Origin of the sequence: Binatus soli (SeqCode) (genome assembly GCF_050015535.1) — a bacterium.
Lineage (GTDB): Bacteria > Desulfobacterota > Binatia > Binatales > Binataceae > Binatus > Binatus soli.
In genome coordinates this window covers 136,819-163,816 of the sequence record NZ_JBEKBF010000003.1, presented here as the reverse complement: position 1 = coordinate 163,816, position 26,998 = coordinate 136,819, and the positions used below count along the sequence as shown (strand labels likewise).

The 26,998-nt window shown below is 60.3% G+C and carries 25 protein-coding genes; 21 read left to right on the top strand and 4 right to left on the bottom strand.

Going from position 1 to position 26,998, the window contains the following annotated elements:
• Positions 1 to 293 precede the first annotated feature (293 nt).
• On the top strand, positions 294 to 1,313 hold the full coding sequence (gene aroF / locus ABR989_RS03430) for a 3-deoxy-7-phosphoheptulonate synthase (RefSeq protein WP_428125738.1): 1,020 nt from the start codon (positions 294 to 296) through the stop codon (positions 1,311 to 1,313).
• 1 nt (position 1,314) lies between these two features.
• On the top strand, positions 1,315 to 1,944 hold the full coding sequence (locus tag ABR989_RS03425; RefSeq protein ID WP_428125736.1) for a nitroreductase family protein: 630 nt from the start codon (positions 1,315 to 1,317) through the stop codon (positions 1,942 to 1,944).
• A 31-nt stretch (positions 1,945 to 1,975) separates the two neighbouring features.
• Here ABR989_RS03425 and ABR989_RS03420 read toward each other — a convergent pair whose 3' ends face one another.
• Positions 1,976 to 2,476: a GNAT family N-acetyltransferase gene (locus ABR989_RS03420; RefSeq protein WP_428125734.1), complete on the bottom strand. Its 501-nt coding sequence runs from the start codon at positions 2,474 to 2,476 to the stop codon at positions 1,976 to 1,978.
• Positions 2,473 to 2,925, bottom strand: coding sequence for a toxin-antitoxin system YwqK family antitoxin (locus ABR989_RS03415; RefSeq protein ID WP_428125732.1), 453 nt, complete (start codon positions 2,923 to 2,925; stop codon positions 2,473 to 2,475). Before ABR989_RS03415 ends, ABR989_RS03420 begins: the two co-directional genes overlap by 4 nt.
• A gap of 639 nt (positions 2,926 to 3,564) precedes the next feature.
• Here ABR989_RS03415 and ABR989_RS03410 point away from each other — a divergent pair.
• Positions 3,565 to 4,476 (top strand): restriction endonuclease, encoded by a 912-nt coding sequence (locus tag ABR989_RS03410; RefSeq protein WP_428125731.1) that lies wholly within the window; start codon positions 3,565 to 3,567, stop codon positions 4,474 to 4,476.
• Between the two features lie 292 nt (positions 4,477 to 4,768).
• Positions 4,769 to 5,146, top strand: coding sequence for an endonuclease domain-containing protein (locus ABR989_RS03405; protein WP_428125729.1), 378 nt, complete (start codon positions 4,769 to 4,771; stop codon positions 5,144 to 5,146).
• 412 nt (positions 5,147 to 5,558) lie between these two features.
• Here ABR989_RS03405 and ABR989_RS03400 read toward each other — a convergent pair whose 3' ends face one another.
• Positions 5,559 to 7,250: a thiamine pyrophosphate-binding protein gene (locus tag ABR989_RS03400; protein ID WP_428125728.1), complete on the bottom strand. Its 1,692-nt coding sequence runs from the start codon at positions 7,248 to 7,250 to the stop codon at positions 5,559 to 5,561.
• A 279-nt stretch (positions 7,251 to 7,529) separates the two neighbouring features.
• Here ABR989_RS03400 and ABR989_RS03395 point away from each other — a divergent pair, with 279 nt between their 5' ends.
• The 9 genes from ABR989_RS03395 (at position 7,530) to ABR989_RS03355 (ending at position 16,471) form a co-directional block, all read left to right on the top strand.
• The gene (locus tag ABR989_RS03395; RefSeq protein WP_428125727.1) at positions 7,530 to 8,816 is read left to right on the top strand and encodes a BamA/TamA family outer membrane protein; all 1,287 of its coding nucleotides are present in this window, start codon (positions 7,530 to 7,532) and stop codon (positions 8,814 to 8,816) included.
• Positions 8,817 to 9,015: 199 nt separating this feature from the next.
• A complete protein-coding gene (locus ABR989_RS03390; RefSeq protein ID WP_428125726.1) occupies positions 9,016 to 10,455 on the top strand; it encodes a CoA transferase in 1,440 nt (479 codons plus the stop codon).
• A 184-nt stretch (positions 10,456 to 10,639) separates the two neighbouring features.
• Positions 10,640 to 11,668: a tRNA preQ1(34) S-adenosylmethionine ribosyltransferase-isomerase QueA gene (gene queA, locus ABR989_RS03385; protein WP_428125725.1), complete on the top strand. Its 1,029-nt coding sequence runs from the start codon at positions 10,640 to 10,642 to the stop codon at positions 11,666 to 11,668.
• On the top strand, positions 11,668 to 12,804 hold the full coding sequence (tgt, locus tag ABR989_RS03380) for a tRNA guanosine(34) transglycosylase Tgt (RefSeq protein ID WP_428125724.1): 1,137 nt from the start codon (positions 11,668 to 11,670) through the stop codon (positions 12,802 to 12,804). Before queA ends, tgt begins: the two co-directional genes overlap by 1 nt.
• A gap of 49 nt (positions 12,805 to 12,853) precedes the next feature.
• Complete coding sequence (yajC, locus tag ABR989_RS03375; protein WP_428125723.1) at positions 12,854 to 13,216, top strand: preprotein translocase subunit YajC; 363 nt, start codon at positions 12,854 to 12,856, stop codon at positions 13,214 to 13,216.
• Between the two features lie 66 nt (positions 13,217 to 13,282).
• Complete coding sequence (gene secD / locus ABR989_RS03370; protein WP_428125722.1) at positions 13,283 to 14,947, top strand: protein translocase subunit SecD; 1,665 nt, start codon at positions 13,283 to 13,285, stop codon at positions 14,945 to 14,947.
• A 174-nt stretch (positions 14,948 to 15,121) separates the two neighbouring features.
• On the top strand, positions 15,122 to 15,316 hold the full coding sequence (locus tag ABR989_RS03365; RefSeq protein WP_428125721.1) for a helix-turn-helix domain-containing protein: 195 nt from the start codon (positions 15,122 to 15,124) through the stop codon (positions 15,314 to 15,316).
• Between the two features lie 114 nt (positions 15,317 to 15,430).
• The gene (locus ABR989_RS03360; RefSeq protein ID WP_428125720.1) at positions 15,431 to 16,048 is read left to right on the top strand and encodes a class I SAM-dependent methyltransferase; all 618 of its coding nucleotides are present in this window, start codon (positions 15,431 to 15,433) and stop codon (positions 16,046 to 16,048) included.
• Positions 16,049 to 16,093: 45 nt separating this feature from the next.
• Positions 16,094 to 16,471 (top strand): hypothetical protein, encoded by a 378-nt coding sequence (locus tag ABR989_RS03355; RefSeq protein ID WP_428125719.1) that lies wholly within the window; start codon positions 16,094 to 16,096, stop codon positions 16,469 to 16,471.
• 101 nt (positions 16,472 to 16,572) lie between these two features.
• Here the strand turns inward: ABR989_RS03355 and ABR989_RS03350 are convergent, their stop codons facing one another.
• Positions 16,573 to 18,702 carry an N-6 DNA methylase gene (locus ABR989_RS03350; protein WP_428125718.1) on the bottom strand — a complete coding sequence of 710 codons (2,130 nt, stop codon included), beginning with the start codon at positions 18,700 to 18,702 and terminating at the stop codon, positions 16,573 to 16,575.
• Positions 18,703 to 19,260: 558 nt separating this feature from the next.
• Between ABR989_RS03350 and ABR989_RS03345 the strand changes: the two genes are divergently transcribed.
• The 8 genes from ABR989_RS03345 to ABR989_RS03310 all read left to right on the top strand — a co-directional run bounded on the left by ABR989_RS03345 (position 19,261) and on the right by ABR989_RS03310 (position 26,949).
• Positions 19,261 to 19,539, top strand: coding sequence for a hypothetical protein (locus tag ABR989_RS03345; protein ID WP_428125717.1), 279 nt, complete (start codon positions 19,261 to 19,263; stop codon positions 19,537 to 19,539).
• A gap of 288 nt (positions 19,540 to 19,827) precedes the next feature.
• A complete protein-coding gene (locus tag ABR989_RS03340) occupies positions 19,828 to 20,079 on the top strand; it encodes a hypothetical protein (protein ID WP_428125716.1) in 252 nt (83 codons plus the stop codon).
• Positions 20,076 to 21,740 (top strand): FG-GAP-like repeat-containing protein, encoded by a 1,665-nt coding sequence (locus tag ABR989_RS03335; protein ID WP_428125714.1) that lies wholly within the window; start codon positions 20,076 to 20,078, stop codon positions 21,738 to 21,740. The genes ABR989_RS03340 and ABR989_RS03335 overlap by 4 nt, the downstream gene beginning before the upstream one ends.
• A 298-nt stretch (positions 21,741 to 22,038) precedes the next feature.
• Entirely contained in the window at positions 22,039 to 22,812 is a 774-nt protein-coding gene (locus ABR989_RS03330; RefSeq protein WP_428125713.1) for a cytochrome b N-terminal domain-containing protein, read from the top strand.
• Positions 22,813 to 22,833: 21 nt separating this feature from the next.
• The gene (locus tag ABR989_RS03325) at positions 22,834 to 22,983 is read left to right on the top strand and encodes a hypothetical protein (protein ID WP_428125712.1); all 150 of its coding nucleotides are present in this window, start codon (positions 22,834 to 22,836) and stop codon (positions 22,981 to 22,983) included.
• A 9-nt stretch (positions 22,984 to 22,992) separates the two neighbouring features.
• Positions 22,993 to 23,898 (top strand): cytochrome C, encoded by a 906-nt coding sequence (locus ABR989_RS03320; RefSeq protein ID WP_428125711.1) that lies wholly within the window; start codon positions 22,993 to 22,995, stop codon positions 23,896 to 23,898.
• A 1-nt stretch (position 23,899) separates the two neighbouring features.
• The gene (locus ABR989_RS03315) at positions 23,900 to 24,094 is read left to right on the top strand and encodes a hypothetical protein (RefSeq protein ID WP_428125710.1); all 195 of its coding nucleotides are present in this window, start codon (positions 23,900 to 23,902) and stop codon (positions 24,092 to 24,094) included.
• 74 nt (positions 24,095 to 24,168) lie between these two features.
• Entirely contained in the window at positions 24,169 to 26,949 is a 2,781-nt protein-coding gene (locus ABR989_RS03310) for a c-type cytochrome (protein WP_428125709.1), read from the top strand.
• Positions 26,950 to 26,998 lie beyond the last annotated feature (49 nt).

Sequence of the window (26,998 nt, the reverse complement as noted above, 5' to 3'; positions counted from 1 at the left end):
TGTAGAGTCAGATTTACTAGAGTTCGAGCGCCCATTCCATCGCTCGTTGAGGAAGTAGGGACGAGTGTCACGAAGGAATAAACCGCCGAATAAGCGTTCACGAAGGGCCGGGCGGGCAAGTGGTACAAAGGGTAGCCCTCCCACGCCCTTCTATGTTCCGGACTCTTTGGCTGTGGGTCTCAGGGGATCGCCATCGACGGCGGCCAGTGATGCACTGTTTCGTGGCTTGCCTCTGATATTCGACCAACGGCGGGAGAAATGAAACCAGGACAATATCGCAAGGAGTTCCTCACTTGATCGTCGTAATGAAAGCGCACGCCACCGAAGCCGAAATTCAGGCTGTTGCCAAAATGGTCGAGGATCTCGACTACAACGCGCACATTATCCGCGGCGTCGAACGCACGGTTGTCGCATGCGTGGGCGATGAGCGTGGCCAGAAGCATCAGCTGACCCATCTGGAATCCGTCGCCGGAGTGGAGCGCGTGATGCCGGTGGTGCGGTCGTTCAAGCTGGCGTCGCGCGAGGTGCGGCCCGAAGGCTCGCGAATCAAAGTGGGCAACGCCGAGATCGGCGGCAGGCGAATCACGGTGATCGCGGGACCGTGCGCGGTCGAGAGCGAGGCGCAAATCGAGGCGGCGGCCGACGCGGTCAAAGCAGCGGGCGCTCATGCTTTGCGCGGGGGAGCGTTCAAGCCGCGGACGTCGCCGTACTCGTTTCAGGGGATGGAAGACGAGGGGCTGGTGTTGCTCGAACACGCCGGGCGGCGCGTGGGGTTGCCGGTGGTGACCGAAATTATGGATCCGCACGACATCGATCTGGTCGCCGAACATTCCGACATGCTGCAAGTCGGCGCGCGCAATGCGCAGAATTTTTCGCTGCTGCGCCGGCTCGGAAGAATCAACAAGCCGGTGCTGCTCAAGCGCGGCATGTCGATGAAGCTCGAAGAGTTCATGATGGCGGCGGAATATATTCTGTCGGAGGGCAATCCCAACGTCGTGCTGTGCGAGCGCGGGATTCGCACCTTCGAGACCGCGACGCGCAACACGCTCGATCTAAACGCCGTGCCGCTGCTCAAGGCATGGACGCATCTGCCGGTGGTGGTCGATCCGAGCCACGGGACGGGAATCTACTCGCTGGTGGCGCCGATGGCTCTGGCTGCCATCGCGGCCGGCGCCGACGGGTTGCTGATCGAGGTGCATCCGAAGCCCGAGAGCGCGCTGTCCGACGGCCCGCAACAGTTGAAGCCGTCGCGGTTTGCCGACTTGATGAAGGCGCTCAAGCCGCTGGCCGAGGCGGTGGGAAGGACCTTGTAAGATGGACCGGAAAATTGGGTTGTTTGATGCGATGCGGACTATGCGCGCGATGCGCCGGCTGAAGCCGGACCCGGTTCCTGATGAACTGATCCGCGAAATTATCGAGGCGGGCACCTGGGCGCCGAGCGGCGGAGATACGCAGCATTGGCGTTTTATCGTGGTCAAGGATCCCGAGATCAAGAAGCAGCTCCAGATCAGATACAAGCGCGCCTACGAGGATTTGAAAGAGCGCTTTCACGCGGCGCCGCCGCCTCCCGGCAAGAGCGAGTTGCAAAAGCAGCGCATGCTCGCGGCGCGGGACCATCTGACGGAGCATTTTCATGAAGCGCCGGTGCTCATCGTGTGTTGTCTCGTCGCCGATTCGGGAAGCGGAGTTGCGGCGGGAGCGTCGATCTATCCGGCCGTGCAGAACATGCTGCTGGCGGCGCGGGCATTGGGTTTGGGCGCGACGCTGACCACGCGTCATCTGCTGTACGAGCCAGAGGTCGATGAGATCCTGAGATTGCCGGACGAAGCTCACACTTTCGCAATCATTCCGGTTGGCTATCCGCTGGGAAACTTCGGACCGCTCTCGCGCGCGCCGGTCGAACAAGTAACGTTCCTCGATCGCTGGGGCGAGAAATATTTGTAGATCGCGGCCGGCACTGTCTCGGTTCGCGTATTCACAGCGTTTTGTGCCAGAACTCCACGGCAATGCGCTCCGTGCCATCGACGGCCTGATCGAAACCGACTTTGCGATAGAGTCCGCGTGCGACGCGATTGTCTTGGCGCACTTCGAGCGTGATCCGGCAACAATTCAGCTCGCGCGCTTTCGCTTCGATTCGCTCGAGCAGCATCCGCCCGATTCCCATTCCGCGCACGGCTGAATCGACGAAGATATCGTGGATGTTGATCAGGGGCCGCGCGTTGAAGGTCGAAAATCCCAGGAAACAGATCGAAAAGCCGATCGGCAAGCCGTCGCGCCAGGCCAGCAATACGTAGCACGCCGGGTGCGCGCGCAGGCCCGGCACCACTTCGCGCCTGCTTTGCTCTGACAGAGGCTGGCCACCCTCCATCGGATCGCGCATGAAAGCGTCGAGCATCGTGACGAGCGCGTGTTGATGCTCCGCGCGCGACAGGTCCGCATCGACGATCGTCACATTTGTCGCCGGATCGGCCGTCATGAGATTTTCTTGTCGTCCTTGTAGGTTTCCTCCCAATTCTTGAAGCCGTTGGGGTCCCATCGCTTCCACACACCCTCGCGCTTGCCGTCCTTGTATATTCCGGTCGCGGCGATTTTGCCGTTGGTGTACCAGCCGACGTGCTCGCCGTCCTGCACGCCGTCCTTGTAGTGATCGATCGACGCCTTCTGTCCGTTGTCGAACCACTGGGTCCATTCGCCGCTCTGCTTTCCGTCGTGATATTCGCCCTGGATCATCTTCGAACCATCGTCCCGATAGATTACGAACGGTCCCTCTTTGACCTCGTGGCCGTTGACGGTCTTCGCGCACCAGGTCTCAGAGCCGTTGGGCGGCGCCTCGCCCATCTGCCTGGTTCCAGGCGGGCAGGGCGGCGCGGTTTTGCAGGCGGCGAGCGCCGTGGCGAGGATTAGAAGTGCGATTTTGGCTTTCATTTTGAGGATTAGGATAAGTGAGGAAAGGACAATTCATACCATACATTGTGGCCTAGCGACGGGTAGACTACCAAGGGTAGTTTCGTTCCGTCAAAATTAATATTTCGTTCGATGGGGGTCCGCCTGACGATTGCAGATGAGCGGGTGCGCGCGGAATGTGTGCGATGAGCGAAGTGCACAGGTGATCATTTAGCACGTCAGGAGAGAAATGATCAGGCTGAAAAGTTCAGCCGTTGCGACGGCAGCGCAGTGTTCCCGGCGATAGGACTCGCCGAAGCGTCGAAGCCCTGTCCGCCATTTGTCGGTCGTGCGGGAGTCTGCTAACTCAACGTCGATGAATCCCCGCCACGCCGCCGCGCTCGCTGATCAGTTCGGGATTGCCCCCGTGGAAATATTGTGCTGGTTGCTACCCATATTGGGTCTGCCGATCCTGATGATTGGACCAGAAAGGCAATCGATCAAAACGTTGGGTGTAGTATTGACGCTTGGCGGGTTCCTGATCGTAATTCTTTTCTTGATGCATCGTTTCGCCTTTCTTGGCTACCCTCACAACTAGCGCTAGTGGTCGCGCGGAAGAGTTTGTGGGGTGATAGCTTGACGGTCAGTTCGCTACAGGCATAGATTCGCTTGGGCATGGGTATGAGCGAATTTCAGCTGCCGCGTTATACGGATCTAATCATCCCTACCGTAACGGCTCTCAAGGAGCTTGGAGGTTCAGCCACAATTCATGAGCTGAATGCGGCAGTTATCCGAAAACTCGGACTAAGCGAGCGAGAACTGAGTGCTGATGACGTCCGGACGCAACTTGAGTTGAAGCTTACTTGGACCAGAACCATACTCAAAAATTCGGATATCGTAAGCAACTCGAACCGTGGGGTCTGGGCGCTTCGCGATCCAGAGATAGATCCCGGCAGCGTTGATCGCGAGCGGATCTGGCTTCACCACCGCGAGCTGTATCCATCCGTAACATCCCGCCGCCAAAAGGCACCAGCTGCTCAGAACGAACAGGCCGACGGAATGGCATGCGAGAAATCGGCGCCCGCGTCAGTACCCGCACCAGACGAGGACGTTACCGAGACACGACAAGATTCGGACTACGAACTTGCGGTCCTCCAGAGATTGCTAGCCTTGGCTCCCGCCGGGTTCGAAAGATTTTGTCAGCGCTTGCTTCGCGAGGCCGGGTTCGAGCAGGTGGACGTGACCGGGAGGTCTCACGATGGCGGAATAGATGGAAGGGGCATCTTGCGGATTAATCCTCTCGTAAGCATTAAGGTTCTTTTTCAATGTAAGCGTTACTCTGGTTCTGTTGGTGCCCGCGAGGTTCGCGACTTTCGCGGCTCAGTGCATGGAAGGGCCGACAAAGGGATCATTATCACGACCGGTTCGTTCACCGATGAGGCGAGGAAGGAGGCGGTCCGAGACGGAGCCCTCGCCATCGACTTGGTTGACCGCGAAAGGCTCGTTGAAATGCTGGAACACTTCGAACTCGGGCTCACTCGCATCGAGACATTTCAGGTTGACGCGGCACTGTTCAGGGAGTTCGAACGGTAGTGGTAAAATGGCTCGCACTATGACTGTCGCCGTATCTGACGCCGCCTGAATCGCGCGAGGAGAACCGCGTGCGCAAAGTTTGCCGCGCGACAGGCATTTGCGCCGCACATTTGTCCCTGACCCTCCTTTTGTCTGATTCCTCCTTTCCGCCCCGGAAAGGGGGTCAGGGGGATAGGACGGCGGCGCGCTCCGATGATTTTTTCTTCTGCTTCCCCTTCCCCATTTTTCCTGGGGAAGGGGACAGGGGTTAGGGCGCTTTCGTTGGCCGCATCTCAATGCTAATGACCAGCGGATGCCACCGTTGACTCTGCGTGAACAGAGAAATCCGGAGCTGATGCGCCGCGCGACCGAGTTGCGACAACACATGACTCCCGAAGAGCGCGTCATTTGGCAGGAGCTTCGCGGTAATCGGCTAGGAACGCATTTCAGGAGACAGCAGGTGCTCGCGCCGTACATCGTGGATTTCTATTGTCATTCTGCGCGGCTCGTGGTGGAGATCGATGGAAGCCCACATCACGAGCAACAAGGATACGACAGAATGCGCGACGACTATTTCAGGCGGCTCGGGATCCGGGTGCTGAGGCTGCCGAACGCATCGGTGCGGGATGATTTGGCGTCTGCGATTGCCGCGATTCGCACGGCGCTGCGTAGGCAGAACCCCAACCCCTAGCCCCTTCCCCAGAAAAAATGGGGAAGGGGAACAGAAAGGTTATGGAATCGCGCTGTCCTATCCCCCTAGCCCCCTTTCCGGTCGGAAAGGGGGAACAGGAATTTCGGTGTGGGATGATTTGGCGTCTGCGATTGCCGCGATTCGCACGGCGCTGCGTAGGCAGAACCCCAACCCCTAGCCCCTTCCCCAGAAAAAATGGGGAAGGGGAACAGAAAGGTTATGGAATCGCGCTGTCCTATCCCCCTAGCCCCCTTTCCGAGTCGGAAAGGGGGAACAAAGGGCGGAGAGCGGTTTGACGCTGGCGATTTTGCCTGTTGTGTCCTATCCCCCTAGCCCCCTTTCCGAGTCGGAAAGGGGGAACCGGAATTAAGCTGAGCCTTTCCGGTCGGAAAGGGGGAACAGGAATTGCCGGCTAGTTCGATCCGGTCGAGCCCAGCAGGTTGCCGCCCAGCGTCGCGTTGCCGACCCTCACATCGCCGATCACGTTGATCATCGCCGGTTTGCCCGACTTGAACGCGCGCTCGAGCGCCGGAATGATCTGCTCGACGGTCTCGACGTGCTCGCCATGACATCCCATCTCGGTGAAGATTTTGTCGTAGCGAATGTTCGGCAGCATGTTGAACGGATCGGTGTGGCCAGCCAGCCCCGGCATCTGATCGAAATTCGGGCCCCATGAGCTATTGTTCCACAGCACCGTGATGACAGGCAGCTTGTAGCGCGCGGCGGTCTCCATGTCCCAGCCGCCGATTCCCAGTCCGCCGTCTCCGCTGATGACGACTACCTGCTGTCCCGGCCGCGCGAGCTGCGCGCCGATTCCCATCCCGACACCGTGACCGACGGGCGCAAGCGGGCCCGCGTCGACCACCTGGCCCATGAAGCGGCAGGTGAACGCGCGGCTCATCCATCCCGAGAGCGTGAAGCTGTCGATCACGGTGGTCGCGTTTTTGTCGAGCACGGCGATCAGGTCTTCGCACAGCCGCGCCGGATGGATCGGCTGATTCTTGGAGACCTTGGCGTTTTGTTCTTTGATCTGATTGTCGAAGCGCTGGCGCGTTTCCCAGACCTGCTTGACCCACGGCGAAGCCTTGTTCTTCGAGAAGTCGAGCTTGAGTTCTTTGATCCGATTGATCATCTGACGCAGCACGAGCTTGGGATCGCCGACCATAGGCAGGTCCGCGTTAACCTGCCATCCGATTCGCGTCGGCGTGGGATCGACCTGGATGTACTTGGCCTTGTCGGTCCAGGTCGGCGGCTGCCCGAAATGCTCGCCGCTCCAGAAGCGGAAGCCGATTGCGAGCACCACGTCGGCGCCGCCGGTGAACGGCTTCTTGAACGGACCGCGAATCGCCAGGGGATGCTCTTCGGAGACCGCGCCCTGACCGGCGCGGCGCGCGTAGATCGGGATGCTGGTCAACTCGACGAACTCGCGCATCTCGGCCCCCGCCTGCGACCAGAACAGTCCGTCGCCGCCGGCAATCAGCGGGCGCTCGGCCGCCACCAGCATCTCGAGCGCGCGATCGATTTTGGCGGGATCGCCCGCGCTGCGGACGTCATCGACGGTAAACCCGCGCGCGCCCTTGCGCTGCCGCGACTCATCGTCGTGGTGATAGAGAATGTTCTGTGGAACCTCGAACAATGCGACGCCCTGCGGCGGCGAAATCGCTTCGCGGAACGCAGAGCGCAGATCGAACTGAATCGTGGACCAGTCGGTCACGCGCTTGGTGAATTTGGAGAAACTGTCAACCACCTCGGAACCGTAGGCTTCCTGGAACGAACCGAGATGGTCTTCGTCGTTGGGATGCTGTCCCGAGATGCAAACCACGGCGCTGTTGGTCAATCCCGCCACGCACAGCCCCGTCACCGCGTTGGTGAGGCCGCATCCCGCGGTGACCATGCATACGCCCACCTCTCCGGATGAGCGCGCGTAGGCGTCGGCCGCGTAGGCGGCGGCCTGCTCGTGGCGCATGTGGATGAGCTTGATGTCGTGGTCGCGCAACTGGGCGAGGATCGGAAACAGATGCCCGCCGTTGATCGCAAAACAATACTTCACACGGTTCTCGCGCATCACGCGCGCGATTAATTCTCCGCCGTCAGCTTTCGCCATTACCGAGCTCCTTTTTGTGGAAATTTTCCCGCTTGCCCCGAATCCTTGCACATTTACGGCGTCGACGAAAAGCGCGCGTGTATTTGTGGCGGTCCAATCGCAGGATTGCGCCAACGGACGGCGCATCGGGAGTCTTGATCGAGGCCGCCAAGCCTGTCAGGTTTGAACATCGTTCGGCGGAGTCGGCTTGCGCGGGTCCGAGTACTTGGACTGCGGGTGGTGGAGTGGCGGAAGAGTAGCCGGATGCCAATAGGCGAAGTTTAATCCCAGGATCCCACGATGCGGCGCGTTCTCGCCTCACTCATCTTGTTAATCACGGCGTTTGTTGTTGCGGCCGCGACGGCGCATGCCTTCTCGCTGATGGACCCCGGCACGTGGAGCTGGCCGCAGTACGACTGGAACTCACTCAAACTCCAGGACCCAAACTCGTGGCCGCTCATTCCGGTGCCTGAAGTTGCCACCGATCCCAACGGCGGAGTCACTTACGGCGTTCTGCCGGTATGGCTGTTCACCGACGACAAGAACGAGATCAGCAGCATCCTGGCCCCCGATATCAACGCCAACAGCACGCTTGGACCCGGTGGAAACTTTCGCTACCTGGGCTATCCCTCGGCGGACACCAATTGGTACGCGGTCGCGGGCGCGCAAGAGATCATCGCGCGCAAGGTCGATCTCGATTACCAGACCGGGCGCGAGCATAAGAAGAATTGGTTCTCGTTTGAAGGGCGCTTCTATTTCGAGCGCGATCCGACCGAGCGTTTCTTCGGAACGGGCAACAACTCCCATTGGGGCAACCAGACCAACTACACCACCGAGCAGCTTTATGGCGAGGCGATATTCGGCCTGAACCTCACCGATAAGCTGCAGGTCTCCTTGATGGAGCGCCCGCGCTACGTGCGAATCCTGGCCGGCGGCTTCACTTCGCTGCCGGACATTCACGCCCTGTTCCCGAATCAGAAGGGCATCAACGGGGGCAGCGAAGTTCTGTCCCAGGCGATGATCCAATACGACTCGCGAGACTCGGTGGATATCCCGCGCTCAGGCACGCTCGGGCGGCTCTATTACGGTAATGCGGATCGCAGATTCGGCAGCTCGGTTTCGTACAACCGCTTCGGCGGAGAATTGCGTCAGTACTATTCCGTCGGACAGCGCATCACCTTTGCCGGTCACATTTTTAACGAGTACGAGCCGGCGGGTGGCGAGATGCCGTTCTGGGCGCAGGCGCGCCTTGGCGGCCAGGAAAGCTTGCTCACCGATCAGGAAACGCTGCGCGGTTACGGCGCCGGCCGCTTCATCGATAACAATCTGTTCGTCATGAATGTCGAGATACGCACTCGCGTGTGGGAGAAAAACGTTTTCGGCACCCACGGGATACTCGAGCTGGCGCCGTTCGCCGAAGCGGGACGCGTCAGCCATGCATTGAACGACGACCCATTCTCGGATCTGCACCCGGTCGGCGGAATCGGATTCCGCGGAATCGCGGAGCCGTTCGTGGTCGGGTTCGTTGACGTCGGATGGGGCGGCGAAGGCGCCGCCGTCTTTTCCGGCATCAACTATCCATTCTAGGTTGAACTCGTTATTCTGGCTGAACGAGACGATCTCAGCGGCCAGGGCGAAATTCGACATCGCGACAGTGGATTGGCCTCGACCTGCCGGCCACCGGATGCGGCGCTTCGCACTACGACGGCCAGGTTCGGCGGGGGAAGCGCCGGTTCATCGCGAAATGCCACGTGGATTAACTTTTCAAAGCCGAAGGATTTAAATGATGGCAACCGTTGACTCAAAAACCTCGCAACAGGCGCTCGACATCATTCTCGCAGCGATAGGTCTGCGCGAATCAGATCATAAGGGCAGCGTAACCATCCAGGGGAAGGACCCTATTCTGGCGTCACGCCATCGTTTCGGTGAGCTGATGGCTGCATCGCAGGCGGCGTTTGGCATGGCGCTGAGCGAGTTATGGCAACTCCGTGGCGGAAAACCTCAAAGCGTCACGACCAACGTGCGCAATGCCGTGCATCAACACCACGGTATTGCCTTCATGCGTCAGAACGGTCGGCAACTTCCCTTCACCGAATATGGTTCCGGTCTCGGCGTGGATTCTCCTCTGAGCGGCGAGTTCTATCCGACCCGAGATGGTCGTTTCGTCAAAATCGAGCTTTTCTATCCGCGCCTGCGCGATGCGATGTTCAACGTCCTCAAGTGCGCACCCACGCAACGCGCTGCCGAGGCCGCAATTATGCAGTGGGATGCCGACGCACTCGAGCTTGCCATCCGCGAGGAATCGGGGGCGATCGGTGTGGTACGCACTGCTGCGCAGTGGCTGTCTCACCCAGTGGGGCGTCGCCTGGCCGGCAAGCCGGTAATCGAGATTGAAAAAATCGGTGATAGCGATCCCATTCCTCTTCCCAAGGGGTGCGATAAGCCATTGGGAGGCATTCGTGTGCTCGACTGCACCCATGTCATCGGCGGTCCGATCACCGCACGCACTTTGGCTGAGTTCGGCGCCGACGTATTGCACCTGTCCAAGCCGAACTACCCGGACCACGTGAACTGGCGTTTGGAGACCGACATCGGAAAACGCTCCGCCTATTGCGATTTTGACAATGAAGCCGATATGCGACGCTTCTTTGACCTTCTGCAAACGACCGACGTCTTCACTTGCTCGTATCTGAACCTTGACCAGCGTGGCATCTCACCGCGGCGCCTTGCCACCAGCAGGCCGGGAATCATTTCCCATGAATTGCGCTGCTTCGATTTCGAAGGTGAGTGGGCAAACTTCCGGGGTTTCGACATGATCGCAGTAGCCGTGTCGGGTTACGTTGACGCCGAGGGAGCGATTGACGCGCCTATAATGCCGCTGCAGGTGATTTTCGCCGACTACCTCGCGGCCTACGCCGGCGCTGCGGGCGTCGCCGCCGCGTTGCATCGTAGAGCGATCGAAGGCGGCAGCTACCAGGTGAGGGTATCTCTCACCCGGATGTGCATGTGGGCGCAGGAGATCGGACTTCTCGACGGCAACGCGCTCAACGGCACGCTCGCATTCGCCGACGTTGTGAAAGAGACCAACGTGCCGGTCACCAAAATCGGCAGCCCGTTTGGTGAGATCACTTACCTCCCGAGCCTCATCGATATGCCTGACATCAAACCGGGATTCGTGAGAGGCCCTCAGCCCCTGGGGTCCTCACTACTGGAATGGCAGGATTAGGATGTTCTTCAAACGATCCTGAGCTGCGCCATGGTCGCAGCCAAGCAGCGTCGGGGCTGAATAAAGCGCGCATCGCGGGGTTTCCGATTCAATCGCGCGCCGATCGCTTTCCCCGTCAATCGAGGATTGTTACACAGTAGCGCGACTCGCTTCGCGCGCAAATCACGATTCGGCTTCGCTTCAGATGCGGCTTTCCGAACTAGACTACGACTTGCCCGAAGAACTGATCGCGCAGGAGCCGCTTGCGCGCCGCGACGAAGCGCGCCTGCTGGTGCTCGATCGCAAATCCAAATCGCTCGAGCATTCCCGCTTCTACAAACTCGTCCGCCATCTGCGCGAAGGCGACCTGCTCGTACTCAACGACACCCGCGTGCTGCCGGCCCGCCTGTTCGCGCAGAAGGAATCGGGCGGCCGCGTCGAGTTGCTGATGGTGCGGCCGGTCGCCCCGCTTGAGGGTCCCGCCGGCGCATGGATCGCGCTGATACGCACGCATCGCGTGCTCAAAGACAACGCGCGCCTCATCCTGAGCGACGGTCATGCGCTGAGAATTGCCGGCTATGCGCGGCCGGGCCGCCCAATCGTCGTAGGCGAGGGCGGAGTTTCGATCGAGCAGATACTGGAGCGCGCCGGCACGCTCGCGCTGCCACACTATATTCATCGCAGCGTCGGTCCCGCCGATATCGACGACTACCAGACCGTATATGCCGCGCGGCCCGGCGCGATCGCGGCGCCCACCGCGGGGCTGCATTTCACCGCCGAGGTCTTCAAGGCGCTGGCCGATGCGGGCATCCGCACCGCTACCGTGACGCTGCATATCGGTCCCGGCACTTTCGCTCCGGTGCGCGCCGTCGAGATCGAGAGTCACACGATGGAATCCGAGTGGTACACGATTGCGCCCGCGACCCAGGCTGCCATCGAACATACGCGGCGAATCGGCGGGCGTATAATCGCGGTCGGCACCAGTTCGACGCGTGCGCTCGAGTCGTGGGCGATCACCGGCGACGTCGAGGGTTTCACCGGGCTCTTTATTCATCCGGGCTTTCGCTTCAAGCTGGCTGACGCGATGCTGACGAACTTCCATATGCCCCGAACCACGGTGCTCGCGCTTGCGATGGCGTTTGCCGGGCGCGATCAGATTCTTGCCGCGTACCGCGAAGCGATTCGCCATCGCTACCGCTTTCTCAGCTACGGCGACGCGATGCTGATTCTGTGATGAGCGGGCCAATCGAATTCAGCGTTACTGCCGTGGACAGCGACGCGCGCGTCGGTCGGATCGTAACCCCCCACGGCGTGGTCGCGACGCCGGCCTTCCTGCCGGTCGGCACGCGCGCGGCGGTCAAAGCGATGGCGCCCGACGAGTTGCGGTCGATGGGCTACACGATGGTGCTCGCCAACGCGTACCATCTCGCGATTCGCCCGGGCGCCGGGTTGATCGGCGAGATGGGCGGTGTAGCGCGCTTCATGGGATTTCCCGGCGCGGTGCTGACCGATTCGGGCGGGTTCCAGGCGATGAGCTTGGCGAAAATCAATTCGATCAATGAAGAAGGAATCCGTTTTCGATCTCATCTCGACGGCGCGCCTTTGATGCTCACCCCCGAAAGCGCGATCTCGATTCAGGAACAGCTCGGCGCTGATATCATGATGGCGCTAGACGAATGCACGCCTTACCCTGCCGAGCATCGGCGCGCGCTCATGTCGCTCGATCTCACGGCGCGATGGGCCGAGCGCAGCCTCGCGGCGCGGATCAGCACGACGCAGGCGCTGTTCGGAATTATCCAGGGCGGTATTTTCCAAGACCTGCGCAAGACGAGCGCGTCGCAGATAACCTCGATTGCGTTCGACGGATACGCGGCGGGCGGACTTTCGGTCGGCGAACCGAAGGCCGCGATGCTGGGAATGGCGGCGCTGTCGGCGTCGATGATGCCGGCTAACAAGCCGCGCTACCTGATGGGTGTGGGAACGCCGCCGGATTTGCTCGCCGCGATCGCGATGGGTTTCGACATGTTCGACTGCGTGCTGCCGACGCGAAACGCGCGCAACGGGACCGCCTTCACCAGCCAGGGGCGCATCTCGATTAAGCAAGCTGCTCACGCGCGCGACTCGATGCCCCTCGATCCGGCCTGCGAGTGCCGCCCCTGCCGGACCCATTCACGCGCCTACCTGCGTCATCTATATTTGTCGGGCGAGATACTCGCGGCGCGCGCGCTGACGGAGCATAATCTTCACTTCTATGCGAGCTTGATGCGCCGGTGCCAGGCTGCTATCGCATCCGGGAATTTCAAAGCGTATGCGATGGCGGCATCGGCCGGTTGGGACAACGACAACGCCGCCGAACCGGTCGAAGAATGATTTTTCTCTGTGGGAGACGTAGCTTGATCGATTTTGAGGACGTGATCTGATGTTGTTTGAAGGCACCGCATGGGCGCAGGCCGCCAACGCCACAGGTCAAGCCGCCAGTCCCTCGTTTTTCGAGCAGTTGATGACGGGCCCGGGGCCAATCATGGCGTTGGTCGTCGCCGTCATGTACTTCCTGGTCTTCCGGCCGCAGAACAAGAAGGCGCAGGAGCAGGCGAAAATGCTGGCTGCGCTCAAGCGCAACGACGAGGTCGTGACGACGGGCGGAATTATCGGGCGGATTCATGAGGTCGGCGACAAAGTGATCACGCTCGAAGTTGCGCCCAACGTCAGGTTGAAGGTCGAGCGATCGCAAATCGCGTCGATGTCGAGCCACAAGGCGTCGGCGAAGAAAGACGACAAGTAGGAATCCAACGAGTCAATTGCAGACAGCCGGCGCGGCCGGCACTCTCATGGCGGGGGCTTCATCATAGTGGAACAGACTCAAAGTTTCGGACCGATCCTGATTCTGCTCGTGCTGATCGTGTCGTTCCTTTACATGCATTTCACCAACGGCAGCGGGCTTACGCGCATATACCTGGCGGGCGGTATCGTGTTGGCAGCGATACTCATTCTGCTGCCGAGCCTCAACGTCGATCTGCCCGATTGGTTCAAGGCCGGGTTCGGCGCGACCAAGATCCAGCTCGGCCTCGACCTGCAGGGCGGGACGCATCTGCTGATGGCCGTGAAGCTGGACGAGGCGGTGAAAACCCAGCTGCGGCGGCGCGCCGATGACCTCAAGCATGAGCTCAAGGCGAACAAGATAGACTTCGAAAATATCTCGGTCGACGATTCCGGCAACCTGAGCGCCAAGCTGAAGTCGAGCGCCGATCGCACGCCGTTCCTCGACCTCGTGCAGAAGTCGTTCTCGGATCTGACCGTATCGAGTAGCAGCGATTCGTCCGGCCCCGGTCCGTCCTATTCGCTCGCCTATAAGACGCGCGAGTTGCAGACGATTCGGTCCAACGCGATGGACCAGGCGCTGGAAACGATTCGCAATCGAATCGACCAGCTCGGCGTGCGTGAAACCACCGTCGCCAAAGAGGGCGACAACGAAATTTTAGTGCAACTGCCCGGAATCCAGGACCCCGAGCGCGCCAAAGAACTGATCGGCAAGACGGCGGTGCTCGAATTCAAACTGGTTGACGACTCGAAAAGTGTGCAGGACGCGATCAAGGACGGCCCCCCGCCCGGCGACGACGTCCTTTATGGCACCTCGGAGCGCGGCGGCAGGGAGCCGTACCTGGTCGAGTCCCCCGTGCTGATGACGGGCGACGTCGTTACGGACGCGCGCGTGCGTCCCGGCGGGCGGCTGGAAGGTCCCTACGTGGCGGTTGAACTCGACGCGCGCGGCGCCGGCATCTTCGATGCGATGACATCTGAAAACGTCGGGCGGCGTCTGGCGATCGTGCTTGATAACACTGTTTACTCGGCGCCGGTTATCAAGGAACGAATTCCCGGCGGTCACGTGCAGATCACCGGACGCTTCTCGATGGACGAGGCGCACGATCTCGCGATCGTATTGCGCTCGGGCGCGCTGCCGGCGCCGGTCGAAATCGAAGAAGAACGCACGGTGGGCCCGTCGCTCGGCCGCGATTCGATTCGCCAGGGCGAGATGTCGTTCGTGATCGGCGCGGGCGCAGTGCTGATCTTCATGGCCGTGTACTACAGCGGCGCGGGTCTGCTCGCGGATTTCGGGCTGTCGCTGAATATCCTGCTGCTGATCTGCGTGATGGCGGCGCTGGGCGCCACGTTGACCTTGCCGGGCATCGCCGGAATCGTGCTGACGCTGGGAATGTCGGTTGATGCGAACGTGCTGGTGAATGAACGAATGCGCGAAGAGTTGCGCGCCGGCAAATCGCCGCGCGAGGCGGTGAAGCTCGGCTATGATCGCGCATGGTCGGCGATTCGCGACTCCAATATCTCGACCTTCGCCGCGGGGCTGATTCTCTTCCAATTCGGCACCGGACCGGTCAAAGGCTTCGCCGTCACCCTATGCGTAGGAGTGCTGACCGGACTGTTTTCCTGTATTGTCGTTACGCGCGCGTGGTACGACTATCGGATTTCGATGCGGAAGCTCACCCAGATTAGCGTTTAATGATTGTTAATGATGCTATAAGATGCAAATTGAGTTTTCACGATCGATCGAATTAGGAGCTGTGGGCAAATTTTCACCTACCGGGTGCCTTTTACCTTGACTTGGGCGATGGACGCGTACTACAAAGTCGCGTCCTCACAAAATCCCTGAGGGAAGGCGTCTTGTTGGACTCGTATGGCCGATAAGGACGACATACTGCTGAATTCCCGCGAAGTCGCGTTCCTGCTCGACCTGAGTCCGGACACGGTGAACGAATTTGCCCGGCGCAATATTATTCCGGCCTTCAAGAAAGGCCGCCAATGGCGATTTCGCAAGCGCGATATAACTGCTGTCAAACGTCAGTTGCGAGGAATCAACGCGGCGGCCTGACGCTACGCGCGCGCGTCACGCTCACTTCGCGTCGCACGCGGCCAAAATCGCCGTCCTGATGTCCTGACCTCGCACTGATCGCCTGGGCTGCGTCGAACCCGAGGGAGTGTTTCGATGTCTGAACCGCATGAGAGCCGTGTCTATTCCGACCTGGCGCGTTTCTACGATTTTTTCTTCGGACGAGTCTTTGCCGATCGCGAGCATGAAATTATCGAAAGCCTGAATCTCAGGCCCGGTAACCGCGTGCTCGAGGTTGGCGTCGGCACCGGAATCGCGCTGGACGCATATCCGCCGTACGCGCACATTGTCGCGATCGATCCGTCGGCCGACATGCTCAAGCGCGCAAAAAAGCGCGTGGCGGAAAACGGCTGGGGACATATCGAGCTCCGCCAGGGCGACGCGCTTAACCTCGACTATCCCGACAACAGCTTCGACTACGTTACCTCGTTTCACGTTCTGACCGTGGTTCCCGATCCGTGCCGGATGATGTCGGAGATCGTGCGGGTGTGTAAGCCGGGCGGGCGGATCGCGATCACGACCCATTTCCAGAGCTCGAACCCGGTGGTCGCGGCCCTCAACACCATCGTCAATCCGATCACGCGGCAACTGGGATGGACCACCAGATTGCGCAAGCAGGACGTGCTCAAGGGCCACCCGATCACGCTGGAGCGCGACGACAAGATCAGCCGGTGGTCGGTGCACTCGGTGATCATCGCGCGCAAAAACGCGTGAGCCGCCGCCGCGGGTAGCCGTCGCGAGCGGGAATACAAGCGCAGCGTGGCTGATTCGAACAATCCCGATCCTGATTCCCCGACCAACGACGAACGTGTCGAGACGCTCGCCAAAGAGCTTGCCGACCGTCTGCGCGCGATGCCCAATCGCCAGGAACTTACCGACTACGCAGTCAGCATCCTCAAGGAAAGCAGCGAGGATGCGGGCCAGTCCGAGCAGGCGGCGGCGATGGTCGAGCGGGCGGCGAAGAACGATCCGTTCAACCCGATCGCGTTTGCAATTCCACTGCTGGTTATAGGCGCGGTCCTGTGCGCGACGGGAATCCTTGCCGGCATAGGGCTGTGCGTAATCGGGATCGCATTGCTGATGGTGCTGTGGGGATTGATCGCTGCGTTCTTCGGCCGCTTCCACCGGCAGGGCTGAGCCCTGCACCCAGTATTAAGGCCGCCCGTCGTTGGCGGGCGCGGCCACTGCCGCGGGCGCGCGGAGGCCTGTTAGAAGGGTGAAGGGGGAAGAGCTGCGGGCTAACCAGCGAGCAACTTCTCGACTAGCTTGTCGATCTTCTGCGCGATGCCATCCTTGCGCAGCGCGGCGCGGATCCGTTGCCGCGCCCGCGTAAAGTGAATTGCTTTGGGGAGTTCGACATTTTTCGCGACAATTGTAGCGGTTTCGGCAGCTTTAGCTAAGGCATTGTGAAGGGCATTTCCTGAGTCGAATTCTGGAATGCTATTAATGAGAAGCTTGTCGAAGTCTCGAGCGCCCCACTGGCCGCGACTCTGATCTGGCGCGATCTTCGAACGAAGTGTCTCGCTATTGATCACCGCGACTAGGAAGTTGGCCTCCTCCTCGGAGTCGCACTCTGCCCAGTACAGCTTGTGTTCGACGATGGACGAAGAATTTTGGAGGCGAGCGGCGGCTGGCAAGGTGCCGGACGCGGAATAAATCACGCGGAGCTTTGCAGGCGGCATTTGAGTAGATAGACCGCCGAAGTAGTCGAGCCGCTCCTGAAGCGATATCTTAGTTCGCCCGTGCGCCGCCCATAGATCCTCCGCATCCTTCATCCATCCCGCTAGATTGCTGAAGCCGCGCTCGCGCGCCCGATCGGCGCTTAGCAGTCCATCGCTTTTGCTCCATGGGATTATTGCCAGTGCTGGGTCAAGAAGCCTGAACGGAGCGAGCGATTCGCCGAGATACAACTGACGAAGAAATTCCTTCTCGACGGGTTGGCTCAGGGGAGGGAGGCTCTTCCAAGGTTCCTTTTCCTGCGAGTTCTTGCGGCTCTCCACGATCGGTGCGTCGGGGCTTGAGCCAAATCTCCCCGACGCAGATTTAATTACGACAAACAGACTCCGTGGGACGACAGTCGCGCCCTGCCGAAACTTGGAGGCGTAGCCGGAATTAGAGGACTCCGAGGCGGTTGGCCACGGTACGGCTTTCGAGGTGAGTGCTCGACTTGCCTGCGCCTCGGTGGGATCGCGGCTCGGAAGCTCACCCGAGAAGCTGGACGCAGTCGCTGGCAGTTTCTTGGATTCGCCATTCTCGGCAAACAGCACGCAAGATGGAACGTTGAACAGGTTTTTGACCGACTCGTCGAAGAGCCATGCTTCGGTGAATTTGCGGGCAGGTACCGTCACCGGCCCCTTTTCCGAGTTTACAGTCTTGGCGATGAATCCGCGGTACTGCTGGCGGGTCAAGGTGGCGTATGGCATCACGAACGCGATCTTCCCATCGGTGCGGAGGTACAATTCCATGCATCGGACGAAGAAGTAGGCCGACAGGTCCTGATGCGTTGCAACCTTTCCGCCCGCCCACATGTCCCGTTTCTGGCATTCTGTTTTGAAGCGCCTTTGCATCTCGTCCGACATATAGCGGTACGAGAGCCAAGGGGGATTGCCGACCAAAACGTTTACTTTTTCACCGGGCGCAGCGAGCCAAACTGGGCGGCTCAGATTGCGAGCGACATAACCCCAGATGTGATTACGATTATCGCGTCGCAATTGCGCGAGGCGCGTGTATGTTGATACCAGCGTGACCGGAGTATCGCCGCCGGTGAATTCCTCCGCGCCTTGCCGGTTCATCCATGCTTCGAATGCGTCAGGAGGCGAATTGGTCTCGCTGAGATGCAGCATCTCATTGATTACAGAATCGAAGAGGGCCGGGTTCTGCGCGACCCGCACGGGAAACAAAAGAGGTGCGCTTTCCGGAACATCGATTCGCACCTCCTGGCCACTCAGGATCGCGCTCGTGTTCCACTGCATCGAATCGCCGAGATAAACCGGGATGCTGACTCTTGGCCGGTCTCGCAGCCGATCTTCGCCGATGGCCAGTAGATACGTAATGCGTGCATTGATGACTGCAACCGGATGAACATCGATACCCATGACGTGTCCGGTGCATCGTTGAATAGCATCTCGATTGCTAAGACCGGCGGCGTCTGCGGCGGCCAACAACCTGCGGACCGCATGAAATAGAAACGTTCCTGAGCCGCAAGATGGATCAAGGACACGCTGCGCGAGTGGATTTTCGATAACGCGTCCGCAGATGCGGCTCGCGAGCCAATCAGGTGTGTAATATTCGCCGAGGTCGTGCCGCTGCTGCGGATCGATCAGCGATTCGTAGAGACCTTTCAATACGTCGTGTTCGATATCGCCCAACCGGAAGCGCGCGACTTGTGCCGCTATGCGGCGAATCAGATCGTCCGAATCGGAAGTCGCGAGCACCCAATCGAAGAAATCTGACTCTACTACGCCGTCGATGCCCGCATTTTGAAACGGCTTGCCAGCCAATAAGTCCGCCGGCTCGGGTATTTCGACGCCAAGGACGAGTGTCGCCATCGTCTTGGCAACGATCGTGAGATAGGTGTGCTGAAAAAATAGGGTGTCGTCATCGATGAGCGTTCCGTACACCAGTTGCAGCCGGTCCGCCCAGAGCTTGCGCTTGAGTGCAACCTCGGGATGTTCCCCGACGGAATTCCACAATTCGCGCAGCCGTGCTTCGGCGACCTCAAAGACCAGACTTTCCTTGCCCAATTCCTTTCGTACACCCTCGGGGTCGGGCCGCTCCGATGGCCGAGTTGCGACGAACGGGCTGAGCCAGAGCGCGAGTCCGCGAACATCTGTCCGTGAAACCTTGTACGGCGTCCGAGCGACCAGTTTGTCGCGCTGCAGTTCGTACGGAATGAACTCTGCGCCGTCGGTTGCGACACCTACGTAGTGGTACCCTGTCCGCCGCTCAAGTTCGCGAAGGTAGTCTCCCAGCTGGCGTTCGGCTTCGGGCTTCTCGCGCCGCAAATCCTTCTTGAATTCGAAAACGGTGCGGCACAGCAGCGCGTCAAGGCGTCCATGAACCTCAGGCAGTGGCTGTTCGAGTTTTACGTCGGATCTGGAGGCACCCAAGTGCCCAATGAGAATGGTCTGAACGTCGCGGCGGACTGGCTCATGGCCTGGTCGCGTCGCGAGATTAGCTACAATCTCGCGAAGTTCGGCGTCTGAAAGTGACAACTATTGGGACCTCGTCACGGACCGACCATTCATATCAGAGTTCGATGCCCTTCTTAACAACCGCCGGGGCGAATCTTGTCAATCGATCCGCAAAACCCATCATTTGAATTTTACTCGATGTTGGTGCAAGAGTAGGTCCCATCGCAACGTGTGCGGCTAGTCGAGCCCCGGGTCGCTTCTGAACGCCGCGAGGGGGAGATGAGAGTTTGCGTTTCGAACCGGCCGCAGCCGCGCGTCGCTCACAACTGAACGCAACGAATTAATCGGGGGACATTTCGCGTGAAACACAAGAGCCTGACAGCGACGATAGTGCTGCTAGGGGTGGCGATTGCGCTTTCGGTGTGGGGCGATCCCACCACGCTGACTATCTCGAGCGCCGGCGTTACGGTGACCGGTAGCTCGTCAACCACCCTTGATTTTCCGATCTCGCGCAGCGGCGATACCGGCTACGACGCCTTTGTTCAGTACCAGACCCAGAACGGCACAGCGATCGCCGGGATCAACTACACGGCGGCGAGCGGTCGCTGGTGATTCCGGCCGGCGCGACCAGCGCGACGATTCCGGTGACAGTCGCCGGCAGCACCATCAATCAATCCAACAAAACTTTCCAGATGCAATTGCTGGGTGGCGGGGGTGCAGCGAGGAGCTTCACGCCCAGCTTCGCTACCCAGCAGACCTTTGCCGTGGGCAGCGGCCCGGTCTCGGTGACGACGGCCGACGTCAACGGCGACGGCTTGCCCGACCTGATTGTCGCGAACAACGGCCACAACACGGTCTCGGTGCTGCTCAACACCACCGCCCCAGGCGCCACCACGCCCAGCTTCGCCGCTCAGCAGACCTTTGCCGTGGGCACCGACCCGATCTCGGTGACGGTGGCCGACTTGAACGGCGACGGCAAGCCCGACCTGATCGTCGCGAATTACGGCAGCGACACGGTCTCGGTGCTGATCAACACCACCGCCCCAGGCGCCACCACGCCTAGCTTCGCTACCCAGCAGACCTTTGCTACCGGCAGCGGCCCGGTCTCGGTGACGGCGGCCGACTTGAATGGCGACGGCAAGCCCGACCTGATCGTCGCGAATGCGGGCGACGGCACGGTCTCGGTGCTGCTTAACACCACCGCCCCGGGCGCCACCACCCCCAGCTTCGCCAGCCAGCAGACTTTCCCCGTGGGCAGCGCCCCGTACTCGGTGACCGCGGCCGACGTCAACGGCGACGGCTTGCCCGACCTGATCGTCGCGAACAACGGCCACAACACGGTCTCGGTGCTGCTCAACACCACCGCCCCGGGCTCCCCCACGGCCAGCTTTACCGCCCAGCAGACCTTTACCGTGGGCAGCGAACCGGTCTCGGTGACGGTGGCCGACGTCAACGGCGACGGCAAGCCCGACCTGATCGTCGCGAATAACGCCAGCAACACGTTTTCGGTGCTGCTCAACACCACGCCGGCGCCGGCGACGACGCTCGACGGCAATAGCTTCGCCACCCAGCAGACCTTCGCCACAGGCAGCGGCCCGCACTCGGTGACGACGGCGAACGTCAACGGCGACGGCATGCCCGACCTGATCGTCGCGAATTACGACAGCAACACGGTCTCGGTGCTGCTCAACAACCTGTACGCGACCACCATGTCCGGCAGCCCGGCAACTGGAACAATCCACTATAACGTATTGACGGCAACGCCAACGCCGACCGCCACTGCGACGCCAATCAAGACGGCGACCGCGACGGCGACCGCGACGGCGACCGCGACGGCGACCGCGACGGCGACCAAGACGGCCACGCCCACAGCCACCGCGACAGCAACCGCGACTGCAACTGCGACGCCGACCGCCACGCCTACGCCAGTTTTGGTCAAACTGAAGATCAGTCCGGCGTCGCTGAACTTCGGCACGGTGAAGGTCGGGGATCATAAGGGACCCAAGAATGTCACCGTGAGCAACCCCAAGGGCAGCAAAGAGAAGCCCGGCATTACGGTGTTGATGGAGGGGTCCAGCGGAGCGGTCAGTCCGTTCAGCGCGACGAAAGGCTGCGATGCACCGCTGGCGCCAGGCGCGAATTGCACGATCGGAGTTACGTTTGCGCCCACCGCCCCGGGAGCGTATGACGCCACCCTGTTGATCATCGACAATGCGGAACACGAGCCGCAGTCGGTGAAACTCAAGGGCAAGGGCAAGGGCAAGGGCAAATAGGCAGGGGCCCCGGTCCCTGTCGAGCCCGCTGCAATAGAACAGCGCCTTGTCCGGCCGTCGTGGCCGGGCAGGGCGTTTCGTTCTATACGGCTACAGGAGTCAGGGATGCAAAATCGGAAATCCCGACTCAATGAGACTTCGTTGCGGAGACCGGGCAAAATTAGGTAGCCTTACGCCGCATTCCGAGCAAGCCTCGCGAGCATAAAGTCGTAAAAATTGGATTTTTTACCGTATTTGCTGAGACTGCCGAGGGCGCCCTTGGCGAACTGCTCCAGGGAGTTTTAGTGGGTGGTAGCGGATGGCTAAGTTCGACTGGAACGAAACGAAACGCCAGATAACCGATTCGCAGGTCTGGCAGTCGATATTCAGGCACGGCTACGAAGACACGCCGCGCAACCGGATCCTGATGGTGTCCGGCAACGTGTGGCTGCATCTGCATCCGTCGAAAGTGCAAAAGCATACGGTGCGGCTGCGCTTCACGTGGTGCATGGGCGGCATCACGTTTCTGCTTTTCCTGGTGACCGTGGTCACCGGCGTGTACCTGATGTTCTACTATCGGCCGACGGCGGAATACGCTTACGCCGACATGAAGTACCTGGAATTCGACATGCCGTTCGGGATGTTGATGCGCAACATGCATCGATGGGCCGCGCACGGCATGGTGATCGCGGTGTGGCTGCACATGTTCCGCGTGTTCATGACGGGCTCGTACAAACCGCCGCGCGAGTTCAACTGGGTGGTCGGCGTGATCCTGCTGGTGCTGACGCTGCTGCTGTCGTTCACCGGATACCTGTTGCCGTGGGATCAACTTTCCATTTGGGCGGTGACGGTCGGCTCGAACATGGCGCGCGCCACGCCGCTGCTTGGGCATGGCGGTCCATTCCATGAAGTACTCGGGGTGAATCCGGTTTACGACGCGCGCGCATTTATTTTCGGCGGCGCGGAAATCGGACCGCACACGCTGCTGCGTTTCTACATTTTGCACTGCATCTTTTTTCCCTTGATCGCGAGCATCTTCATGACGGTGCATTTCTGGCGAATCCGCCGCGACGGCATGTCGGGGCCGCTCTAGGACGGGACGAGCAGGCGGTCGATGGGAGGCGTGTTTTCATGGCTGTTGCACCAGGGAATCGTGCGCGTGCTGTCGGTGCCGGCCGGGATGTCGATCATGCTGTATATAGTGTACGTGCTGGCGGCGCCGGCTGCGTGGAGCGACGACGAGGATGGAGCGCCGCCTCATTAGGGATTAATCATGGCAAGCCGGGAAGGTAACCAAGGCGCCGTCGTGACGCGTGCGGCGGGAGCGGGCGCAGCCGGAGGTGGCGCGAGGACGCCGGCGGCGGGCGGGTCGAAGCGAATCGAAGCCCCGATCAAGAAGGCGGGCGGCGGGGTCGAAGAGAAGCTGCACACCTGGCCGTTCCTTGTGCGGATCGAATTCCTGATGGCGATTCTGGTGATCATCGTTTTGACGGTGTGGTCGCTGTTGCTCAACGCGCCGCTCGAGCAGCCGTCAAATCCGACTCGCACGCCCAATCCGTCGAAGGCGCCGTGGTACTTCCTGGGCTTGCAGGAGATGCTGGTGTTCTTCGACCCGTGGTATGCGGGCGTGGTGCTGCCCTGTTTCATCATCGTGGGCCTGATGCTGATTCCGTATCTCGACATCAATCCGAAAGGTAACGGCTACTACACGTTTCGCGAGCGATCGTTCGAGATTTTGACTTTTTTCGTCGGGTTCCACATTTTATGGGTCTCATTCATCATCATCGGCACATTTTTCCGCGGCCCCGGATGGAATTGGTTCTGGCCCGGCCAGGTCTGGGATCCGCATCTGGTCGAGGCGCTGACCAACGTCGATTTGCCGTACATGTTCGGCTTGCGCGACTACGTGGCGTCGGCGATCTTCGGATTGGCGGTGATAGGCGGCTACTTCGCGATTGGGTATGCGGCGTTATATTTCTGGATACGATCACGGCCGGCGGGCGATCCATGGTCGGCGTTTCCCGGCGGCGGTCCCGAGATACTGAAGAAATGGGGGCCGGTGCGCTTCGGCATCACGGGATTTCTGCTGCTCGCGATGGCCGGCGTGTTCATCAAGATGGTGCTGCGGCACGCGCTCAACATCAAGTACATCCTGGTTACGCCCTGGATTAACATCTGACGTGGCCGCGACCCCCGTGTTCATCCTGGCCAAAGTACTGCAGGCGCTCGGACTCGCCGACGTCGGCTTCGCGCTCTACGTCGGGATCACCCAGCCGCACGGGATGGGAACCGAATACAAGTTCACCGGGATCGGCATTCTGGTTTTTCTCGCCGGCTACATCGTTGACGTCCTGTGGGCTCGCGGGCGTAAATGAGTATTGAGTATTTGAGTGAGTATTTGGACGGCGGCCTCGCGCCGGCATTGGGAGTTGAGAACAGGTAAGAGCAGATGGCTGGCAGAGCGGGGCTCGATCCCATTGAAGAAGGAAAATCATACAGCGCGCTGTTCGTGCTGATGGTGGCGGTGCTGCTGGTGACCGCGGTCTGGTCGATTTGGGACGACAACATCTCGCGCCGTCCGTGGAAGGAATACCAGCTCCAGTGGGACCGGCTGGCGTACGACAAGTACATGAAGGACGCGGCGGACGAGCAGCAGCGCCTCGACGCCGATCCCGGATACCAGAAAGTCTCGAAGGAGCTGGCCGAGGCGCGCAACGAACTCGGCTCCGGCGCCACCGCGGCCAGGCTGGCCGCGCTGCGCGCGCAGTTGAGCGATCTGAAAAACACTGCCAACGACAAGGATCAACTGGTCCGCTTCACCAAGTCGTATTTGACCGAGCGTTGGTACGACTACAACCACGCCGTCCAGGAAAGGGAAAACCTGGCTCCGTACAAAAAGGAAATCGATCGGCTGAACGCCGAACTCGCGCGGGAAAATATCGCCTCCGACAAAGCCAGGGACAATCTGCAGGCGGTCAAGGATCAGATCGAGGCGCTCAAGTCGAAGGTCGAGAGCCGGACAGATCAGATGAGGAAGCTCACCGCCAAGCGCGACGATTTGTTGGACAAGGCCGATACGTGGATGATCCCGGTCAAGTTCCGCAACACCGTCCTGTTCCGTTATCCGAAGGTTCCGAGGATTGAGCAGACCGCGATCGACGACTTCGACCGCAATGCCTTCGACGAGGCGATCGCGCGGGTCGATCGATGCCAGAGCTGTCATATGGGCGCCGACAAGAAGGGCTTCGAGAATGCGCCCGAGCCGTTTCGCACGCATAGCAACTTCGATCAGATCATATTGAAGCATCCGCCCGACAAACTCGGATGCACGCCATGTCACGACGGACAGGGGCCGGCGGTCAGCTCGGTGCGGCTGGCGCATGGCGACGATCCGGATTGGGATTCGCCGATGCTCAGGGGCGCCAAGATGCAGTCCCGATGCATCAAGTGCCATATCGACGTGGGCTCGCTGCACGACGCGGGAGGCAAGCCGATCGCGGCGAACTGGGTCGAGGGGGAACGGATGTTCCAGCAGATGGGATGCGCGGGATGCCATCTGGTGGCGGGCTACGAGGACCTGCCGAAGATCGGCCCGTACCTGAAACTCGCGGCGGCAAAGCTCGACCCGTCGTGGACCGTGCGATGGATCGCCAGGCCGGATGACTTCCGGCGGTTCACGCGCATGCCGGACTTCATGTTCTCGCGCGCCGAGGCGATCGCGCTGGCCGCGTTCATCCTGGACAGTTCGTCGAAAAATTCGAAGGAGTGGCTCGCGGCGCATCCCGAGCTTGCGACGCTGGAGGCCGACGTCAAGAATCCGGCGTTCGTCGAGGAAGGCAAGGGGCTGTTCGAATCGGTCGGCTGCAAAGGATGCCACGCGATCGAACCGCATGAATATGGAACTCCGGTCGGCGTCGCCGCGGGCTTCGGGCCGGCCCGGGGATTCACGGCCAAGGACTTCGCGCCCAACCTGGGCAGGATCGCGGAGAAGACTTCGGCGGCGTGGATATATGCGTGGTTGAAGAATCCACATGATTTCTCGCCGCATACGGCGATGCCGTCGTTGCGCCTGAGCGATCGCGAAGCGGAAGCGCTGACCGCCTTCCTGATGACGCATGGCAAGAAGAGAGAAAACGCCGGCGTCGAAACCGCGCTCAAGAATCCCGGGCAGATCAAGAAGGGCGAAGCGCTGGTGCGCAAGTACGGATGCTTCGGATGCCACGAGATCGAGGGGATGGGCAAGGAGTCGCGAACCGGCGCCGAGCTGACGACCTTCGGCTCCAAGCATCTCGACGAACTATTTTTCGGCAACCAGATGCGGATTCCCGAGACGTGGGATCAGTGGGCGTTCCATAAACTGCAATCCCCGCGCACCTACGCGACCAGGGATGTCGAGCAGTTGATGCCGAATTTCCATTTCGACAGCGCCGACATCAGGAACCTGGTCGTGTTCCTGGCCGGCCTGACGCAGGGCACGGTGCAGGAGCGGTACCGGATGCCCGGATCGGAGCATCAGGCGCAAATCGTCGCGGGCCGGCGAATGGTCAATTACTACAACTGCGTCGGCTGCCATATCATCGAGAATCGGGGCGGCTACATCAGCCGCTTCTACCCGGGAGATGAAATCAACTTTGCGCCGCCAATACTCAATGGCGAGGGTTTCAAGGTTCAACCCGAGTGGCTATTCGCGTTCCTCCAGGAACCCACCGAGATTCGTCCGTGGCTGAAGATCAGGATGCCGACTTTTCATTTCACCAACGGTGAAGACGACACGATCGTGAACTACTTCACGGCGCTCTCGGACCTGAACGTGCCGTATATGTTCATCGACACCAACCTGATTGCGCCGGCTGAGCTGGCCGCCGGCGCGAAGCTGATGACGAAGGACTACTTCAACTGCTTCAGCTGCCATCAGGAGGGCGACAAGAAGCCTGAGGGACCGCCGTCGGGATGGGCGCCCGACATGGCGCTGACGCATCAGCGGCTCAATCCCGACTGGGTAGTGAAGTGGATCGCAAATCCGTCGGCGCTACAGCCGGGAACCAAGATGCCGTCGTACTATCCGGGCGGCCCGGAGGACATACTGGGCGGCAACCAGGACAAACAGATCCGCGCGCTGACGGACTATCTTTTCTGGCTTGGAACTCATCCGGGAGAGACACCGCCGGCCCGGATGGCGACGGCGCCGGTGAAAAATGAAAAAGTGAAAAGTGAAGTGAGTAAGAAGTAGGTTGTTATCGCCTAATCGATTGAGTGGGCAACTGATTATTCGCTAAGGT